The sequence below is a fragment of the Marinobacter lipolyticus genome (assembly GCF_018424605.1).
Lineage (GTDB): Bacteria > Pseudomonadota > Gammaproteobacteria > Pseudomonadales > Oleiphilaceae > Marinobacter > Marinobacter lipolyticus_B.
Map to the genome: position 1 here is coordinate 24,575 of NZ_QTKT01000011.1, position 19,619 is coordinate 44,193.

A 19,619-nucleotide genomic window follows, 5' to 3' on the forward strand; every position below is an offset into this window, starting at 1 on the left:
ATCATACGGAGGTCGGACTATGAGCGGCCACACCCATGAGCGTCACCAGTGGTACCGCGTAGACGGGATTCAGTTGGTCTCACCGGCTTCCATCGGAGCCTGTTGGATGCTCGACCTAACTGACACCAACGGTCAGCCAACCTCAGCCATGTGGGTTGTCGATGATTTACCCCAACAAACCATCCCACGTGATGGCAGCTGGGCCCTGCTCCGACTTGTCTGCTATGACCTCGGACTTGCACTGACAGCGAACATCGTGACAGCACTGCTGGCTACTCTGTCACCGTATTAGCCCATGAATGCTCCCGAGGAGTCCGCGCTCCTGGGGAGCTCACCCCTTACCCAGTTCTCCCTCCACATCGTACGCACACGCAACATACGCAGAAAATACCGCAAACCGCAGTACTGACCAGAACAGGTTCTGTTTCCTATTGAGCGCAGGCGGAGGGTCAACGGAGATACGACATCGCCCATTCACACCTTGATTTTTCGGTATCACTACTAGTGCGAATTCAATTTGTTGAGAGGGTACGGCAAAAAAATCAGCCCAGGACTCTTTCTCAGACTGAATCCTCCCGTCTGATCGGAGCTTGACCGTTATTGTGGTTCGGCTTGCGAGTTCAAGCTTGCGTAATAGCTCATAAAGACATTGGTTGCCATTAGGATCTCGTGGCCTTATTTCGGCTTTGCTACGTTGGCTACATGCCAACACCGAACGCATGCACGTGAGTGCGTAATCCGGGTCGCCCTCAAACCAGGCCATGAGCCGGTTAAAATAGAGTTCGGAATAGCTCTTGGCATCCTTTGTGTGGGGCGGAGCTATGAAGCGACCAGGTACTTCAGGCAGGCCGCGAGATAGGTCTTTTCTATCCAGACTCCTCAAAACTGCCGGCGTTCGTCGAGACATACGGGTACGCGAGGTAATCATCGGCAACCCTGGAGGTGACGCCTTGCGCTGGAGCGTCATTCGATTCGTTTCCCACGACATGATGTGTTTTGCGCGTCTATCCCAACGTTCCGCATCGTGCAGCGCAATACCTAGCATTTGTGCTGCCGATTCCAGTCCTCGTATACGTCTAGCTCCCGCCACAGTCTCGGTCCCGGCAGCCAAAAACTGCAATTTGTAGGGGTCCAGCCACCGAACTCGTTGTGCAGGCAAGGCAACCTTCTCTTGTAGAGCTACATGCCGCTCTAGTCGCGGCGACTCCCTCAAACCAGTCTCCGGCCATTTATCACTGACAACCTCAGCAATCTCGTGTGCAGGTGTCGGCGCACGACTCAGAGCTTTCCGCGACCGGAACTTTTCCAGTGCAGCCGGGCGTTTATCCAGTAGCACCTGCTGGGCACGTATAGACAACTCGGGATTGTGACGCTTATTCAGAAAACGGCCGACTGACCAATCCAGCAGGTGGAGATAGCACTCCATCGTCACCTGGGGTGATGCATGGCCTGCCCACATGGCGAGCTGCCACAGGGCCTGGCCAGTATCTGAAAGCCTTGCCAAACGCCCAAAAACCGTGTCGGTGTGAGGCAATAATGGGTCGCCTCGCTCCCCCTCCCTCCAGGCGCTCGGTATGAACTCGCAGGGAGAGCCTTCAATCAGCCTCAGAAATGTCAGCGTGACAAACGAGTGCCGTAAATGATGAAACCGGAATCGGCTATCACCAGTCACCTCTTTTAATGCCCGCGTGACAGGATCGAACAACCGGGCGATGATGGCGGGCCAGTGGGTACCGACCACGTCCCCAAACAGCGCCTTCCCTCTCGGGTTCCCCGGGACCAGGTCTCGCCGACGTTGATAAAACTGCTCGAGCTTCCGCAATTCATCGTCCATCAACAACACGTTCAGCGGCAGGCGTCTCGTTGACGTGTCTGATTTGATCCGGGCATTTTTATTCGGGCGGACCAGCAGTTCTGCGGACTCCAATTCCGGAATATCGAGCCCGGGAAAATCCGAAAACAAACGACTATAGGCCTCTCCTCGTCGGAGGCCGAGCCGATACCCGAAAATCAGAATGAGTTCCTGACTGTCCGCCATCGTTTCATCGACCGCTCGATTCCGGATCAGGGCTCGAACTCGCCTATACTCTCGTGGCGTCAACAATCGCGCATCCACCTGTCGGTCTGCACTCATGCCAGCAATATCAACCGGAGGTACTCCATGGGCATCCACCAGAAATTGATGAAACGCGGACAGCCGCCCCGCACAATCAGAGATCATGCCGTGGGCATTCGCGATGATCTCATCGTAAATGGCCTGCCAGCTATCCTCATCCAGGTTGATGGGATCGTTTAGCTCGTCGGCATAGAACACCATTGGTTTTATCCAGTTCAGGTAGCGTACAACCGAATTCTTCGCGAGTTTGCGTTTGACAACCCCTCCTCGTTCCCGCAGATACTCAGCCCACTGGGCCATTAACTGCAGAACCGGGGACACCTCTGATCTCCCCAAAAACTCGACAACAAACTCGCTGAATTCGGAACTGTTCAGTGTTCCAACAGCTCGGCGCAGATCGCCAAAATAGACCTGTTGGTCTGGATACTGGTGCCCGGTTGCTATCTGTCGTCCCTCCGGTGACCGGAGCGGAGTCGCTTCATCTGCATCCATGTCACTATAGCCACGACGATCCGTCAGCAATCGAAGCCAGTTCTGCTCAGGGAGAGGCACACCCACGCGCAGACTACTCAGATAATGCACCAGGCTATTCGGGAGCTGAGTGACGAGATTTGATTCGGAGAGACGTAAACAACGATCCGCTATGTGTGAGGGCAAGTCCGAATCACGACACAATTTTTTGGCAAACCGCTTCATCAAAAAATCCACCGGCCGGCGCTTACCCGTTGTCTCCTCATGAGGCCAACGACGTCCCCAGCGGCCGCACCACCGCCTCAACAGCAGTTGCGTGACCGGGGCCAGAAACAGCCTGCGTCGTCGCTCGGTATAGTCCGTTTTGTCCAAGTTGCCGTCTGTTCCCAGCTCTAACCAGACGGTCCTTTCATGAACCCCACAGCCGTCGATAATCGCTGCAGGCAGTGCTGTTAACCACGTCTTTTTACACACGCCGGAGTGAAGACAAAGTGATAGTAACAACTGGCCTGAATCATCCAGGATATCCGGCTCTGTATCGGTGTCTGTGCTCTCCAGATCACCGAAAAACGCCGCATTCAGTTGATCAAATTCGGCCAACCGCCGGAACGTGTCCGGGTTCATGTTCGAGGATTCAACCCCGCAGATCACCATGGGCGGAGGAAGTGGCATTTGCCACCCGAGATCGCCAATCCCCTTGGCCAACCCGGAAACCAGGTAGCGCTGAATATCGCGCAGCTCGTACCCACCCTCATCTCCGCAAATCTCAGCTATCAGCTGCTCAACCTGTTCAGCGGAGAGATCTAGATCCACCTCCCCTCGGTACAGGTTAGGAAATGCCACTCCTAATCGATCCAGAGCTGTTCGCAATCGACGCAGTTTCTGCTCAACTCTGGTGACCTCTCGTTGCTCGGCTCCGGGGGCTGCTGCAGATTTCCGGGAGACCTTCCGTTCCAGTGCCATGATGGGTTCCAGCCAGCCATCCCATGCCTGAATGTTTGCATCATCCATCACGCAACTCCCCGCACTATTTCCAGTTTCAGCATGGCTGCCAACTGCTCCAATGCCGGCTCCAGCGCCTGGCTGAAATCGAGTGGATCGACACCCGAATAGCGTCCCCACGGCTCCTGGCCGATGGACCAATGCCCCATATACCGGTCTACCTGTGGACCGGGTACCTCCAGCCGACGGAGTTCACCTCGCAACCAGTGCCGATTGAGGTTCAACGGCAGCACGTAGGCCCATTCCAGCATCGCCTCCATAGAGGCCGGTCGTACCTGAACCTCGTTGAACTCGTTGTCCAGAAAAAACATTGGCACGCCACGACAACCACGATTCGCCAGCGATAGTCGGTTCCGTATCCATTGAATGTGTTTTTCGTACAGATCGAGTTGCTCCGCCAATAACGAGCACACGGGCACAACTCTGGCATGCCCGTATCCATCCCCGGTTTTATCCGCTATCAACAGCAACCGGCGTTCCCGGTTGTATTCCGTGATAGCTCCGAGGGGATCCCGAACAGCCCGATAACCAGTCAGCCAATACGCCATCATCAGCACGTAATTGGTCAGAGAGTTATGGAAATGTCTCAGCCCATCCGACGTCCCGAGCAACATCCGGTCGTTTTTGACCTGCCCCCGCAATGCAGCGAACAGTTTGATCAAAACCGGCGTTGTCAGAACCAGATCCGAGCCAACAGCACCATCAATCAGCTCTCCCTGGCGTGGAGGCAGACACAGCGCTCCCGGCCCCGTTAACCGCATCCACCGACGGGTAACATGGAGGTAATGGTCGACCAATCTCTGGCGATCACAGTGGTGGTGACCTGCACCCAACTTTCTAATCCATCGTGATCTTAGTAATGTTCATCACCAGAGAGGACGATGAACATGAAGAAGCGATTCACCGAAGAACAGATTATTCCCATTCTGAAGGAAGCCGAGGCTGGCCTTCCGGTCAAAGAGCTGTGCCGGAAGTACAACATCTCGGACGCAACCTTCTATACCTGGCGCAAGAAGTATGGCGGCCTGGAAGTCTCTGAAGCCCGTCGTCTGAAGGCGCTGGAGGAAGAGAATGCCCGGCTCAAGAAATTGCTGGCCGAGTCTATGCTCGACACCGAAGCTCTGAAGGCCGCCCTCAACCGAAAGTACTGACCGTCGGGAACAAGCGCGAGGCTGTGCGCACCATGCTGTCGGAGACGACGATATCCGAGCGCAAAGCCTGTTCACTCGTCGGGTTATCCCGCGCAACGATGCGGTATCAGTCTCAGCGTTCTCCTGAAGAGCGTGAGCTGACGGAGCGCATCAAAGCCATTGCGTTCGAACGTCGCCGGTTCGGGTACCGGCGTGTCCACCAGTTGCTGCGTCGTGAGGGTGCTGAGGTGAATCACAAGAAGGTTTATCGGCTTTACCGGGAGGCCGGCCTGGCCGTCCGAAAACGCAAGCGCCGTAAAGGCGTGATGGTCGAGCGGCAGCCCCTGGTGTTGCCTGATGCGCCGAACCATACGTGGTCAATGGATTTCGTGATGGATTCATTGGCCAACGGGCGCAGGATCAAATGTCTGACGATAGTGGATGACTTCACCAAGGAATGCCTCGATATTCCCGTGGCCATGGGAATCTCAGGTGAACAGGTAGTTCGCACCCTGGATGGTATCGCTGCCTTCCGAGGCTATCCGAAAGCCGTTAGAACTGACCAAGGGCCGGAATTCACTGGCAGAGCACTCGATCAATGGGCCTACCGCCATGGCGTTGAACTGAAGCTGATTCAGCCCGGCAAGCCGATGCAGAATGGTTACGTCGAGAGCTTTAACGGAAAATTCCGGGATGAGTGCCTGAATGAACACTGGTTCCGGGATCTCGCTCACGCCCGGGAGAAAATCAGCAATTGGCGCTTGGACTACAATGAGCAGCGTCCGCATTCATCCTTGGGGTATCAGACACCCCTGGAGTTTGCCTCCGCTCTCCGACTTGGAAAAACTGATTCAAAAGTAACGGACATTACTAGGGAGCAGTTGGATTAACGACTGGGGGCAGGTCACTCGAGCTGCTTACCAAGATCAGAGAACTTTCATCAACTTCAAAGAATCTTAGTAACGAACATCAGCGATTCGGAACAAAACTTGTCCTACAGTTACTTGCCAAGCATACCTTTGTTGATAAGCACCTGATCAACATGGCAAACACTATCAAACCATCCAGCCCAAATGCCCTAAAAATCCAAAACAGGTTTCTGCAAGAAGTTCGAATCGATTTCTACTACAACTTACTCTCAAATCTCTCCCTGGACGCTCTCCCAATTTTTGCGCAAGCGGTTTCCGGGAGTCCCGCATCACTTCATGAGTATGCCGATCATGGAATCTTTGGGTTAATTGCTCCTCAGATAGGGGATGATGGCAAGGTTACTTATCCGTTCGCGAGACTCCTCGAGCGCTGGAAGTACATATTCTCTGACACACCAGACAAACCTCTTTCATGGCGCGAAATCGCTCGTGCGATACCACACCCTAGCGATGAAAAATTGGAAAAACTCGACCCTCGTTCTCAGGAGTATAGGGATGTCTGTGATGTGGCGATGGAAACTAAGAAAAAGCGGCTGCAAGAATGGAGAAGCGGTGTTTCACCTCAGACCGACCAACTAATCGGCTTTGTAAAAAACCTCGTTCCTGAAGGGCTTAATGGCACTCCGGCCTGGTTTATCGGTGATATCGCCATATCTTGGGGACGCTTGATAGATGGCGAGATGAAAGCTTCCAAGCCTGAGGACGCTGCGTTTCCTATTGAGAAAGGACTTCTTTTCCGGTTTGAGGACGTATGGGAGCACTATAAGGGGCAGGCCGCCAGCATGATGGCGACCTGATCCAACTCGTGTTATTTTCGCGGCCCATTATCACGACCGCCCCCTGAGGGGTTGCCGGTGGTGCTTGGATAGCCCGCAGAGCCAGATTTTTTCGACATAATGATTCTCCTGTGATTGACAATGTTGCTGATCTCTAAGATCAGGATTCCTATCTTCTCAGGAGTCTTGTTTCTCTGGGAGGGGAGTCGTAACGGGAAATTTTATAAATCTGCCAGCCCCGCTACCCCTCCCAAAGCAGCCTTGTAAATTCCTTTCTCAGGCTATTCCTATGCCTATTGAAGTACGCAATCATCATAGTCGAAAGCGGATTTCCCTTAAGATATCTCTCGAGCTTTCGTTTGGCAGATATATGACAGGTCATCGATTACATTGACTGGTGCAGTTTGAAACCATGGACCCAGCCTTCGAGAGCGAGAAAGTATCTAGAAGCTGAAGGATTTCCAGCATAGAGTGTTGATCTAAAAAGCAAAAAGGCCTCTCTTTCGAGAAGCCTTTTTGATAACATCTTTGCAACTTGGATCTTCAATGCCTGGCAATTGCGAGATCATGGAAGATATGTGCCCAAGTGCTTACGCGAATCATGTTAGCTAAAGGGTCGCCTCTATGCAACCGAAGAATATTACGCAAACCCACCAGGATATTTCAGTCGCGAGGCTTTCTAGCTACAAGAGCATGTTCGTAGGAACTGACGATCAAGAGCTTTACGGGGTCTACTGTTGGAACGAGGCGCTATCGGCTGCTCTTTTTCGTCTGATAGCAATCACCGAAGTGGTGATGCGGAATCGATTCCACTCTGCACTGAGCCAAGCCCTATATTCTCCCAGCGCCTCAATTGGCACCACTCATTCCAACGATTGGTATAACCAAGTTACCCTCCCTCCGAAATCAGCCGACAAGATCAAGCAACAAACGCACTACCGGAAAAATGGAAACTACATTCTTAGACCGAGACAGCCAACACCAAATGATGTCGTATCTAAAATGACGTTTGGATTTTGGCCAAAACTTCTCGATGCACCACTATCCTGGGAAAACCTAGTGCCAGCAATCGTAAGAGGCCACAGACACCAGTCTGCAAATTACTGGAAAAAGCAAAAACATCTAGATGCTTTTTACGCCAGGTTGGACCTGGTAAACAGATTAAGGAATCGAATTGCTCACTTTGAACCAGTCTGGAAGCAAGCAAACATGCTGGAGGAACGAAGACAAAGAGCAGGCTATCAGCCAAAGGTAGAGCTCAGCGCCCCCTCTACTCCAATGCAAGCCATAGGAATGCTCCAACTGAAGCACGAGAGAGCTACCGAGCTTCTCCGCTGGCTTTCACCTTCTCGATTTACTGACTATGAAAGAAGTTATGTTCTGGCTCACTTTGAGTGGCTGTGCTCGCCCGAGGGACTTGATGCGTATCGTGACTTTAAGCCAGGACAAACATTACCAATCACGCGCTTCAAGAGGGATCTGAATAGTCTGTGCAGGGCTAAAACAAAGGTTACCGTGACACGGAAAAAGGTTGGAGTAGGGACCTATTACCCAGTGATAAACTAAATATGCCACGCCTTTCCAAGCCCATACTTTCGTCCTCCATTCCATGGTCAAAACAGTTAAGTCTATCTCCTCAGCACCCAACGCTCTGTATCGCCACAAGGCATCCTAGACGCCAAGAAGGGCTCTCGCCTAATCCTTCCAATCACTGACTTCATAGTGAACTCTTTTGCAATCAAAGGTAGAGAGGAAGGTACCCAAAGTCGCACACGAAAAATTGAACCCTTTGCGCAAAACGTCTAATTCCGGACAGTTCAAACCAGACAGAATCTGAAGCATTGCTTACACGAGGACAGGCATATAGCCTTACAAGTGTAGCTGGTCAGGCAAGGGTCATTCTGACCAATACGAGACATCTACAACCGGACAAGGTTGTGCCCAAAACTGGCTACAACTGTGTAACTTTCGGTATTAAAAGGCTTTCTCAGAGACCCAAGTTCCATGAGCAACTTCCTGAACCACCTCGTTTTACACCAATAGTCCCCCACTCACACCACAGCCCTTAGGTGCACTCCGGAGGCAGAGGTCAGAGGTTCGAATCCTCTCGGGCGGGCCATTATTTCAAAGGCCTGCGTGAAAACGCGGGCCTTTTTTGTGTCTCACCACGCCCTGGAACTGTCGCAGCCACGGTCAGAAAGTCCTGACTGGATAACGCCACCCCCCACCCAACGCCTTGTAAAGATCCACCGTCGCCACCAGGCGCGCCAGGCGCAGCTGCACCAGTTGATCACGGGTCTGGAACAGGGTGCGCTGGGCGTCCAGCAAGGTCAGTAGCTCATCACTGCCTTCGCGGTAACGCAGTTCCGTCAGTTCCAGGGTGCAGGCGGCGCGTTCGTTGACGGTTTGTTGCAGTTCCTCTCGGTGCTTGCTGGTCTGCAGGCGGTCGAGCGCATCGTCAGTCTCCTGTAGCGCGGTGAGGATGGCGCTGCGGTAGTTTTCCACCAGCTCCAGTCGTTGTGATTCACTGACCGCCTGTTCGGCATCCAGGCGCCCGCCGTCAAACAGGGTCTGGGCCAGCGACAGGGTCCAGCCAGCGGCTTCCACCGGGTTTGCCAGGCTCAGCAAGTCAGCGCTGCTGCCACCGGCACTGATCCCAAGGGAGACTGAGGGCAGAAAGGCGGTGCGGGCCTGTTCCACATTGGCATCCGCCGCCTGCAGCCGGGCTTCTTCCCTGGCCAGGTCCGGTCGTCGGACTAGCAGGTCGGATGGGACGCCGGCATCAGCGGAAGGCAGCACCATAGCCAGCAGTGTCTTGTCAGCGGTATCCGTATTGAATCCCAGAGGCGAAGCACCCACCAGGACCGCCAGCGCGGATCGGGTTTGCCGGTACCGCAATTGAAGCGGCACCAGACTGGCTCTCTGATTCAGCACTTCCGTCTGCTGGCGCAACAGTTCCGCCCGGCTGGCTGCACCGTTGCGATAACGGGCATCCACGATCTGCTCGGTGCGCTCAGCAATATCCAGGTTTTCCCGCGCCACCCGCAGTTGCTCTTCCAGGGCCAGCAACTGGAACCAGGTGGTGGCTACGCTGCTGGCGAGGGTCAGGCGAACGGTATCGTAATCGAATACCGTCGCCCGGAACGAGGCTTTCGCTTCCTCCCGACCGGCGGCAAGATTGCCCCAGACATCCAGTTCGTAACTGGCGGTCAGCGTGGCGGAGGTGGATTCACTGCGCCGGGATGCCCCCTCCCCATCAGCCACCCGGGCGCCGGTGCTGCCGTTCAGGTTCAAAGAGGGGAACAGGCTGCTGCCGGCAATACGCGCCTGCTGCTCTGCCTGGAACATCCGCTCCGCCATGGCGGCCAGGTCCGGGCTCTGGTCAAACGCCTGCTGGATCAGCCGCTCCAGCTCCACCGAACCAAAGGCCCGCCACCAGAGGGAATCCGGCGGCAAAGTGTTTTCTGTGATAACGTCCGGGGCATTCCAGGCCTCTCCCATCGCCAGCTCGGGTCGCTCCATCGGGGTTGTCGTGGCGCAGCCGGAGAATGTGCCAACTGCCAGGGCCAGGATAAGCGCGCGACACACTGTCTTTCTCATACCAATAGCCATTCAGTAACACCTTATTCCGTTGCCAACGCGGCTACCGGGTCCAGCCGTGCCGCCTTGCGCGCCGGCAGGAATCCGAACAACAGGCCGGTACCGAACGCACATCCGAAGGCCAGCAACACCGGTAACAGCGAATAGCTCACCGGCGTTCCCAAATGGGCCACCAGCGCCGCGGCACCCAGCCCCAGCCCGACGCCAATCAAGCCGCCCAGCGCCGAAACGGCGAGAGCTTCCAGCAGGAACTGTTGCAGGATGTGCCGGGCCCGGGCGCCGGTGGCCATGCGAATACCGATCTCTCGGGTGCGCTCGGTTACGCTCACCAACATGATGTTCATCACGCCGATACCGCCCACCAGCAGGGAGATAGCAGCCACCGAGCCCAGCAGCCAGGTAAAGGTATCCTGGGTCTCGGAAACGGTGTCGATCAGCGAGGCCATGTTGCGGATCTGAAAATCCTCCACGCCGTGGCGCTGGAGTAATAATTGATGCACCTGAGCCTGGACCTCATCCATCAGCGAGGTATCGTGCACCGCAATGGTGACATTGCGCAGGTGGCGCTGGCCGAAGATCCGCATGCTGCCTGTGGTGTAGGGCACCAGCACCACGTCGTCCTGGTCCTGCCCCATGGGCGAGGCACCGCGTTCGCTCATCACGCCGATCACCTGGAACAGCACATTGTTCATCAGGATATAGCGCCCGACCGGGTCTGCCTCGCCGAACAGTGCTTCCGACGCGGTCTTGCCCAGCACCGCCACCGGGGCGTATTCGGCCTCATCGGCTTCGCTAAAGAAACTGCCCTGCACCACCGGCCACTGACGTGCCTGAGGGAATTGCCAGGACGTGGCATTCACCTCCGCCTGATGGTCCGCGTTGCCGTATCTCAGGGTCTGGCTGCCGGTGAGTTCCGGAATGGCAGCGATGATATTGGGCAGCGTGTTGATGGCCTGGACATCTTCCGGCACCAGCGTGGCAATGTTCCAGCCTCCGCGGCGCTGCCCCGGTGCGCCCGGGCGAACCAGCAGCAGATTGCTGCCCATGGCGCTGATCCGCTCCACCACCGATTCCCGAGCACCGTCGCCAATGGCCAGCATGGTGATCACCGAGGCCACGCCAATCACGATCCCTAACAGGGTCAGAGCGGTGCGGAACAGGTTGCCGACCATCGAGCGTACGGCGGTATGGGCGCCCTGGTACAGTTCCCTTGCAAGGGATGGCCGGTGCGCCAGGGGCTGACGTTGCAATGATGCGCCCGGGAGCGACCCGGCCGGGCCCGGATCACTGACGATCTGGCCATCGGCAATCTCAATCTGGCGATGGGCATGTTCGGCCACATGGCTGTCGTGGGTAATCAATATAACGGTATAGCCTTCTGCGGACAGCTCCTTCAGCAGTGCCATAACCTCCCGGCCACTGTGGCTATCGAGGGCGCCCGTGGGCTCGTCCGCCAGGATAATCTCGCCGCCGTTCATCAACGCGCGGGCAATGGACACCCGCTGCTGCTGGCCACCGGACAGCTGGCCGGGTTTGTGGCCCATGCGTTCATCCAGTCCCAGCCGCTGTAACAGTTTCGCAGCCCTCGCCTGACGGTCGCGGGCCTTGAGGCTGGCGTAGCTGGCGGGCATTTCCACGTTCTCACGAGCGGAAATACCGGGCAGCAGGTTGTAACTCTGGAATACAAAACCGAAAGATTCCCGGCGCAAACGGGCCAGGCCATCACTGTCCAGAGTGGACACGTCCCGCCCACCAAAGCGGTACTCGCCGGTCGATGGCCGGTCCAGGCAGCCCAGGATATTCATCAGGGTGGACTTACCGGAGCCCGAAGCGCCCATAATGGCGACGAATTCTCCGCGGTGAATGGTGAGGTTGATGCCCCTCAGCACCGGCACGGCCACTTCGCCGTTGTGGTAGGTGCGGGTGATATCCCTCAGTACTATCAATGGTTGAGCCAATGATTGGGGCAAGGCTACATCCTCATGCCAAGCATCCGGCGTGGGCCATCACCACTCTCAGTGCTGCCAGCGCCCCGCGGGCTGCTGACAACCCGCTCGCCCTCTTCCAGGCCATCCATAATTTCCGCCTGCACCCGGTTGGTGACACCGACCGTCACTGCCCTCTGCTCCGGCTGCCCGTTGCTGCCCAGTACCAGAACGGTGGCATCCGGGCCTCGCCCGTGAACCGCCGTCACCGGCACCAGCAAAGCCCCCCTGGCCTCGGCGTTGACGAAGAACACCTGAGCGGTCATTTGCGTCATCAGCCGGCCTTCGGGATTGGGAACCTCGAAAACCGCGTTGTAGAGCACCACGTTGTTCTCCACCACCGGGGTGGGCTCGAGCCGGTCCAGCCGGCTCTCCCAACGCCGCTGCTGACTGCCCAGGGTGGTGAAGTACACCGGCATGTCGGCTGTCAGTTTGCCGATGTCCGCTTCCGACACCTGGGCTTCCACGGTCATGGCGGATAGGTCGGCAATTCGCATCAGTACCGGCGCCTGCTGGTTTACGTTCAAGGTCTGGCCCTGCCGCGCTTCAATGGACACCACAGTGCCGTCCATCGGGGCGTAGATCCGGGCGTACTCAAGGTTGGCTTCTTCGGCGAGAAGCGTGGATTCGGTCTGTTCAATCTGGGCACTAATGGCCTCAATCTGCGCCCGGGCAGACTGCAAGGTGGCTTCGGCAATTTGCGCCGCTTCTCGACTGGTGGCTTCCTCCTTCAACAGATTCTGTTGCCGGCGGTACTGCAGCTCCGCCAGGGTCAGTTGGGCCTTGCGCTCCATCAACTGCGCTTTCTGGTTGCGTAACTGGGCGCGGGTGGCATCCACCCGGGCGACGTACAGTGTAGGGTCTATTTCCGCCAGCAGGTCTCCCTCCTTGACATCATCCCCGGTCTGCACGTGCAGCACTTCAAGCTGGCCAGACACCTGGGCGCCCACATCCACATAGTCCCTTGGCTGCAGCACGCCCGTGGCAGTCACCAGGTCCTGCAGATCCCCCCGCTGCACCGCCACCGTCAGCAGATTCGGACTCGGCGCACTGTCAGCCTGGACCCACCAGCCAGCTATGGACGCCGTGACCAGAACCATAATCAATAGAAATCGGATGTGTTTCCGGCGGGAAACCCTGACAGCCGGGGGAGCCATATATACCTCGCAAAAGATCCAATTCAGCCAACCCTTTCCGGGGCGCACGGATGACCATCCGTGAAAGTGAAAGCGAGAAGGGATTATGAGTAATAACGCCGGCCCGAAGTATGGCCGGCGGGTGGCTTTACGTATCTTTTACGACTTGCTGACCTTCGCTACCTTCACGGAACCGTCCGTTGGCATGGTCGGGGCAGGCGCAGCTTTAGAACCACAAACCGGGCCAGGCCGCCATGATCAACAGACGTTTCAAAGGACGGTAAACATAGGTGATGGTCATCAGGTCTCCGCAAAGTATCAAACATCAGAAGCCGATGTTCAGGGCCACCCAGTAGCGACGGCCGTCCTCAACCAGGCCGTACTCTGCGTCGGTAATCTCTTTATCGGACAGGTTATAAACCCCCACTTTGATTTGCGCCGCATCGGTCAGCTGATACCCCAGGCCCGCGTCCAGCAGTGTGTAGGAGGGCGCGATCAGGGCATCTTGCGAAGGCCCGGTGTTGGGTTGGCTTTCCTTGCCGCGATACGTGGCTTTGATCCAGGGCGACAGACGATTGGTCGGGAACCAGTTGAGTGACAGTGTCGCCAGATGCTCAGGTAACTGGGTCAACGGCTCGCCCTCAAACTCGCCGCTCTTCTGCTCGGAATCGGTGTAGGTGTAGCTGGCACCAAGATCCAGCGTGTTGCCAAGTGGAGTGCTTAAACCTACTTCCACACCCTGAGTGACCGCCTCATCCACATTCACGCGATAGGTGGGGTCGGAGCCGAACTGGTTGGGGCCGTCGCTACAGATGTCGATGGGGCAGGCAATACGCGTAATCTTGTCCTCGAAGTCATTATGAAACACAGTCACGTTGCCGCGCAGTCCTGTGGGAACGGTGTAGTGCACGGACACTTCCTTGCTGATGGAGGTTTCCGGTTCCAGGTCCGGGTTGCCGTAGATATTGCCGCCTCGACTGACCTGGCCCCAGCCGGGAATGGTTTCACGCAGATTTGGTGAGCGGAAGCCGGTGGAGACACCGCCTTTCAGGGTCCAGCGCGGCGCCAGCTGCCAGACGCCGTAAAGGCGTGGGCTGACATGGCTACCATAGTTCTCATCGTCGTCCAGGCGGGCCCCGCCTGTCAGGGCGAAGTCCTCGGTCATCATCCACTCGTCCTCAACAAACAGCGCCCACTTCGAGCCTTCCACTTCCGTCCGGTCGGACAGCTGGTTAGACGTCTGGTCGTCCAGCGACTCTTCTTCATAGCTGGCCCCAAGCGTCACCATATGATTAGCTAACGCTACTACCACGCTGCTCTTCGCCGACGTGTTGGTTATTTCCATCTGGCGATCTTCATTCCTGATGGATTCCTGCTGAACGTGGGAATTCGTGGTTCCCACGTTCCAGCGTCCGGTATGGGACAGCGCGTAGTATTCGCGGAAGTGGCTGACATCGGAATCTGTACACCCACCCCGACAACCGTCCACCGGCCCTGAAACACCCACGAACGAGCGCCGGCGCTGGTCAACGATACCGGTCTCAAGAACGATGTCGTGGTCTCGGTTGGGCGTAAACGAAAGGCGACCGGTTACGCTCTGCAGTTCTTTTTCTTCAAAGCCGTTGATGATCTGGTCTTCCTCACGGGTGTATTGCCGACCGTAAACCTGCAGGCCGAGCAGATTCGACACCAGCGGCCCACCCACGTGGAAATTGGTCTGGAAGATATTGCCGGAGTCCTGATCCTCCTGCAGAACGGTATCCAATTGCAGTTCCCCGCCCCAGGTCTCTGGTACCTTGCGGGTGATCACGTTGATGACACCGCCAATGGCGTCGGAGCCATACAGGGTCGACATAGGGCCGCGAATCACTTCGATCCGTTCGATAGCTCCCATCGGTGGCAGCCAGTCCTGTTCGAAGCCGGCACTGCCATTAGGGCGGCTCTCCCGACCGGACACCCGCTTGCCATCCACCAGCAGCAGCGTGTAGGCAGCGGGCATGCCCCGCATGGTGATATCCGCGCCTTTATCACCGGAACCGCCACCGGTAATGATCACGCCCGGCACATCACGGAGGACGTCGGTAATATCTTTGTATGCGCCGCGTTCAATCTTCTCACGGCTGATCACGCTGATGGACGCCGGCGCATCCGTCAGCTCCTGTTCGTAACCGGCAGCACTCACCACCAACTCGTTCAACTCGCGGGGTCCTTCAGCCCATACCGGCATCGCACTGAAAGCCAGGGCCAGCACTGCCGATGGGCGTGCCAGGCAGCTGCGAAAAGCGAGGCGTGAATCACTCATGAAAGTATCCTTATCAGGCTTGGAAAGTGCGCGAATGATAATATTTCGCATTACCTTCCAGAAGGTGATACTCTGGCACGCGTTGTTGCAAAAAGTGGAACCCTCCCGCCATGTATGACCTGAAAGAACTCGAAGCCTTTGCCGCCGTTATCCGCTCAGGCAGCCTGACCCTGACTGCCAGGGAACTGAATCTGCCCAAATCCACGCTGAGCCGCCGCATCCGACAACTGGAGGCCGGAGTAGGGCAACCCCTGCTTCGGCGGGAATCAAATCAATTGATACCCAACGAGGCCGGGCATGTGTTCTATCGCTATTGCGACGAGATACTGGGTTTGGCGAGGCAAGGGTCGGAAGCGTTGAACGAGTTACATGAGGCCATTACGGGTGAACTGGTGCTGAGGTCCCATGAAGCATTCATCCGGGGCTGGTTCGCTCAGGTAGTGGAAACATTCCTGGCACGGCACAACAACGTCAATGTGCGGGTGCAAACGCAGGTACAGACACCGGATGACCAGACTGACGGCATCTGCCTGTGGCTGGGCGAGCCCGGGGAGAACCGACTGCGCCAGGAACGGCTGGGTTCTTTGAGCCAGGGGATTTACGGCCATCCGGACTATCTTGAGAACCGGGGGCGACCGCAGACACCGGGAGACCTTAAGCAACACCGGTGGGTGGATCTGCTGGGTCAGCGTGAAGGTGCCCGACCTGTGACCCTTCATCACAGCGTCCACGGCAGCTACCCCCTGCAGCCAGCGGCTTCGTGCCTTCGGTTCGACCAATTTTGCCTCCAGGGTGATGCCATAATCCGTCAGCGCGGCCTCGGGCTTATGCCACACTGGGTGGTGGAGCGCCGCCTGCAAGCCCACCCGGGAACACTGGAACTCTGCCTGCCCGAGTGGCAGGGCCCATCGTTGCCCGTATGGCTACTCTACCCTTATGGCAGCCTGCCAAGACGCACACGGGCTTTCCTCACACACCTCAGGGAATCCCTTCCCACCACCTGGAGTAACCGACGAGCGGCATGATGCCGTCAAAGCGTTGCATTTTCCGGAACGGCATGTGCAAACACTTGCCAGAATCATCATGGTAGCCTCCTGAGCATGATACTCATTCCCATTTAACAAGTGCATCAGGAGCTCTCCATGAAACTCATTAAGCGCATGACCCTTGCGGCAACCATTGGCGCCACGATGGCTTTCCCTGCCGCGGTCATGGCAGCGGATACCACCCAGGGCGTGATCAGCTTCGACCATGGCAGCCTGGATACCCTCGACACCCTTGGCCTGAACGACCACATCCTTGCCGTACCCAAGCAGAGTCTCCCAGCCTATCTCGCCCACTACGCTGGCGACGAGTACCCGGACGCCGGCGGTCTGAAGTCACCAGACCTTGAAACAATCGCCAAACTGCAACCGGACCTGGTCCTGATTACCAATCGCCAGGGCGATTTACTCGACCAACTATCGAACGACATTACCGTGGTTGATGTGGGACTTCCCGAGGGTAGCTTTGCCGAAGGCGTCACTGAGCAGGTGCTGAATCTGGCTTCACGATTCGGTTCCAGTGAAAAGGCCCGGACCGCTCTGGAGGAGCTTTGGGATTATGTGGCGAAACAAAAACGACGAATTGAAGGAGAGCTCGAGGTTCTGGTCGTCACCCACAACGACGGCAAGTACAGCCTGCGGTCGGAGCCAACCGTGACCGAACTACTGGGACTCGGTTTACCAGAGGTTCCAAAAGGCACAGAGACCATCACCCGGGGTGCCCGGACATTCACTCCACTGACGCCCGAAGTGATGGCGGTATTGGCGCCGGACATCATTCTTGTGGTGGATCGCAGCGCGGCTATAGGCAGCACCCCTTTGAATGCGATTCAACTGTCGGAGCGTTTGGCGGAACTGGGCGCTGCGGACTCGCAGGTGACAATTCTTTCCCCGGGACTCTGGTATCTCTCCGGTGGTGGACTTCGGAGCATTCGGCTCCAGGTAGATGAAGTATTGGCCTCAATGGACCCACCCACTGAGTCATAATCAGGGCAGGGATCACTCCCAGCGGGTCTGCGAATAGCTGAACAGGGGCAGCGACAGCCTCCAGCGAATCGCCGCCATTCGCAGAAGCAGCCCGAGACTGAACGCCACCAGGCCTATGGCATCCAGCACCAGAAACGGCTGATACAGGTGCCGCATGAAGCGGGCGATGACGACTGTCACCAGGCCTCCGGTGATGGGAGTTAAATCACCCCAAACGCCAACATCGCATCAGCCACCCGACAGAACCCTGTCGTATTTGCGCCAAACACATAATCCCCAGGGCGCCCATATTCTTCCGTGGTTTCGAAACAGGCGCGGTGAATCTCGATCATGATGTCTTTCAGGCGCTGCTCGCTGTAATCGAAACTCCAGGAATCCCGCGAGGCGTTCTGCTGCATTTCCAGCGCACTGGTGGCCACGCCACCGGCATTGGCGGCTTTTGCGGGGCCAAATAAAGTGCCTGCCTCACGGAACAGTTTCACGGCGTCCGGGGTGCACGGCATATTGGCGCCTTCGGCGACGGCCATGACGCCATTGCGGATCAGCGCCTTCGCGTCTGGGGCCGTCAGCTCGTTCTGGGTTGCGCAGGGGAGGGCCACCTGGCAGGGCACGCCCCAAATGGACCCGTCAGGGACGAAATCACTGCCATTGCCACGACGCGCCGCATAGTCACTGATTCGGCCGCGTTCCGTTTCCTTGATCTGGCGAACCAGGCCCACATCGATGCCGGCCGGATCGTACACATAACCACTGGAATCGGAGCAGGCCACCACCTTGCCTCCGAACTTCCGGACTTTTTCCATGGCATAGATCGCAACGTTTCCGGAACCGGAGACCACCACGTCTTTTCCCTCCAGCTCAGCGCCCTGGGCTGCCAGCATCTCGCGGACAAAATACACCGTTCCGTACCCCGTCGCTTCCTTGCGAACACGGGCGCCGCCCCACCCCAGGCCCTTACCGGTCAACACACCGGACTCGTAGCGGTTGGTGAGGCGCTTGTACTGGCCGAACAGGAAACCCAGCTCCCTGGCGCCGACACCAATATCGCCGGCGGGCACGTCGGTGTACTCGCCAATGTGCCGATACAGTTCGGTCATGAAGGATTGGCAAAACCGCATGATCTCGTTGTCGGATCGACCCTTGGGGTCAAAATCCGAACCGCCCTTGCCGCCGCCGATCGGCATACCACTCAGGGAGTTTTTGAAGATCTGCTCGAACCCCAGAAATTTCACCACCCCCAGATTGACGGAGGGATGAAACCGCAAGCCGCCCTTGTAGGGCCCGAGGGCGGAGTTGAATTCCACCCGGAACCCGCGGTTGATCTGCACGGTGCCGGAGTCATCCACCCAGGGGACCCGGAAAATGATCTGCCGCTCGGGTTCGCAAATACGCTCGAGAAGCTTCGCTTCCTTATACTCGGGATGCCTGGCAATGACCGGCGACAGCGATTCGAGAACCTCCAGAACGGCCTGATGAAATTCCGGTTCCGCAGGATTTCTCAGGACAACCTGATCGTAAAGCTCGCCAAGGGTATCTTTCTGATGCATGCGTCTTCCTGGTTCAGTGTGCGTGAGTCACGTGGATGATTTTCAGGCTGAGCTTGTTCTTGCCGGCCAGAGGCCAATCAATACGATCGCCTACCCGCAGGCCCAACAGGGCCGCGCCCGCCGGAGCCAGCACAGACACACACTCCTCATCTGTCTCTTGCCGGGTCGGATAAACAAGCCTTAGCGTGTACTCCGCTTCGTTACCCTCATTTCTGAAATGGACCAGGGAATTCATGGTCACGGTGCCAGGGGGCAACTTCTCTGGCGAAGCCAGCGTGGCCCTATCAAGCTCCAGCTCAAGCGCCGCGGCAGTTTCATTGCCCTGTGGCTGTTTCTCCAACATGGCGGATAAACGATCAAAATCATGCTCTAAAACATAAATAGCTGGACGTTCGGACATACCGACTCCTCAAAGCCAGGAAGGCATCGTTCTGTTAGGAAAGGTGTTCAGGGGGTCTCGCCGAATTCGACGAGTGATGCGACGAATTCAGCGTAAAGAATGGCCGATACGGCGCAGCCCGGCAGCCAGAAATGGCACCGTTGAGGAGATGGAAGGGAGGATGTAAAAACCAGTTTGCATTCGGAAACCCGGCGG

Annotated in this window: 13 protein-coding genes and 1 pseudogene; 5 read left to right on the forward strand and 9 right to left on the reverse strand. The window is 56.9% G+C overall.

From position 1 onward, the window contains the following. Positions 1-331: 331 nt before the first annotated feature. Together DYI22_RS14310 and DYI22_RS14315 are read right to left on the reverse strand one after the other, a co-directional pair. A complete protein-coding gene (locus DYI22_RS14310; RefSeq protein WP_213478759.1) occupies positions 332-3,598 on the reverse strand; it encodes a hypothetical protein in 3,267 nt (1,088 codons plus the stop codon). Further along, positions 3,598-4,422, reverse strand: a complete 825-nt coding sequence (locus DYI22_RS14315; RefSeq protein WP_213478760.1) for a hypothetical protein — start codon at positions 4,420-4,422, stop codon at positions 3,598-3,600. Before DYI22_RS14315 ends, DYI22_RS14310 begins: the two co-directional genes overlap by 1 nt. Before the next feature lie 54 nt (positions 4,423-4,476). Between DYI22_RS14315 and DYI22_RS14320 the strand changes: the two genes are divergently transcribed. From DYI22_RS14320 to DYI22_RS14330, 3 genes are all read left to right on the forward strand, one after another. Then, a protein-coding gene (locus DYI22_RS14320; protein ID WP_091643696.1) for an IS3 family transposase occupies positions 4,477-5,609 on the forward strand; the annotation gives its coding sequence in 2 pieces (ribosomal slippage) (positions 4,477-4,735 and positions 4,735-5,609; 1,134 coding nt in all). 152 nt (positions 5,610-5,761) lie between these two features. Further along, positions 5,762-6,445, forward strand: coding sequence for a hypothetical protein (locus DYI22_RS14325; protein WP_213478761.1), 684 nt, complete (start codon positions 5,762-5,764; stop codon positions 6,443-6,445). Positions 6,446-7,048: 603 nt separating this feature from the next. Then, on the forward strand, positions 7,049-7,990 hold the full coding sequence (locus DYI22_RS14330) for an Abi family protein (RefSeq protein WP_213478762.1): 942 nt from the start codon (positions 7,049-7,051) through the stop codon (positions 7,988-7,990). A gap of 627 nt (positions 7,991-8,617) precedes the next feature. Here the strand turns inward: DYI22_RS14330 and DYI22_RS14335 are convergent. From DYI22_RS14335 to DYI22_RS14350, 4 genes are all read right to left on the reverse strand, one after another. Continuing rightward, the gene (locus tag DYI22_RS14335; RefSeq protein ID WP_213478763.1) at positions 8,618-10,036 is read right to left on the reverse strand and encodes an efflux transporter outer membrane subunit; all 1,419 of its coding nucleotides are present in this window, start codon (positions 10,034-10,036) and stop codon (positions 8,618-8,620) included. 11 nt (positions 10,037-10,047) lie between these two features. Then, positions 10,048-11,982: a MacB family efflux pump subunit gene (locus DYI22_RS14340; RefSeq protein WP_213478841.1), complete on the reverse strand. Its 1,935-nt coding sequence runs from the start codon at positions 11,980-11,982 to the stop codon at positions 10,048-10,050. 14 nt (positions 11,983-11,996) lie between these two features. Then, positions 11,997-13,109, reverse strand: a complete 1,113-nt coding sequence (locus DYI22_RS14345) for an efflux RND transporter periplasmic adaptor subunit (protein WP_228301054.1) — start codon at positions 13,107-13,109, stop codon at positions 11,997-11,999. A 361-nt stretch (positions 13,110-13,470) separates the two neighbouring features. Then, positions 13,471-15,447, reverse strand: a complete 1,977-nt coding sequence (locus DYI22_RS14350; protein ID WP_213478765.1) for a ligand-gated channel protein — start codon at positions 15,445-15,447, stop codon at positions 13,471-13,473. Between the two features lie 110 nt (positions 15,448-15,557). Between DYI22_RS14350 and DYI22_RS14355 the strand changes: the two genes are divergently transcribed. After that, positions 15,558-16,472, forward strand: coding sequence for a LysR family transcriptional regulator (locus DYI22_RS14355; RefSeq protein WP_213478766.1), 915 nt, complete (start codon positions 15,558-15,560; stop codon positions 16,470-16,472). A gap of 117 nt (positions 16,473-16,589) precedes the next feature. Next, positions 16,590-17,477, forward strand: a complete 888-nt coding sequence (locus DYI22_RS14360; RefSeq protein WP_213478767.1) for an ABC transporter substrate-binding protein — start codon at positions 16,590-16,592, stop codon at positions 17,475-17,477. Positions 17,478-17,570: 93 nt separating this feature from the next. Here the strand turns inward: DYI22_RS14360 and DYI22_RS17715 are convergent. From DYI22_RS17715 to rnk, 3 genes and pseudogenes are all read right to left on the reverse strand, one after another. Then, positions 17,571-17,660: pseudogene (locus DYI22_RS17715) on the reverse strand (trimeric intracellular cation channel family protein); the annotation flags it as partial. Between the two features lie 17 nt (positions 17,661-17,677). Further along, positions 17,678-19,024, reverse strand: a complete 1,347-nt coding sequence (gdhA, locus tag DYI22_RS14370; protein ID WP_213478769.1) for an NADP-specific glutamate dehydrogenase — start codon at positions 19,022-19,024, stop codon at positions 17,678-17,680. A 13-nt stretch (positions 19,025-19,037) separates the two neighbouring features. Further along, positions 19,038-19,424, reverse strand: a complete 387-nt coding sequence (gene rnk / locus DYI22_RS14375) for a nucleoside diphosphate kinase regulator (RefSeq protein WP_213478770.1) — start codon at positions 19,422-19,424, stop codon at positions 19,038-19,040. Positions 19,425-19,619 lie beyond the last annotated feature (195 nt).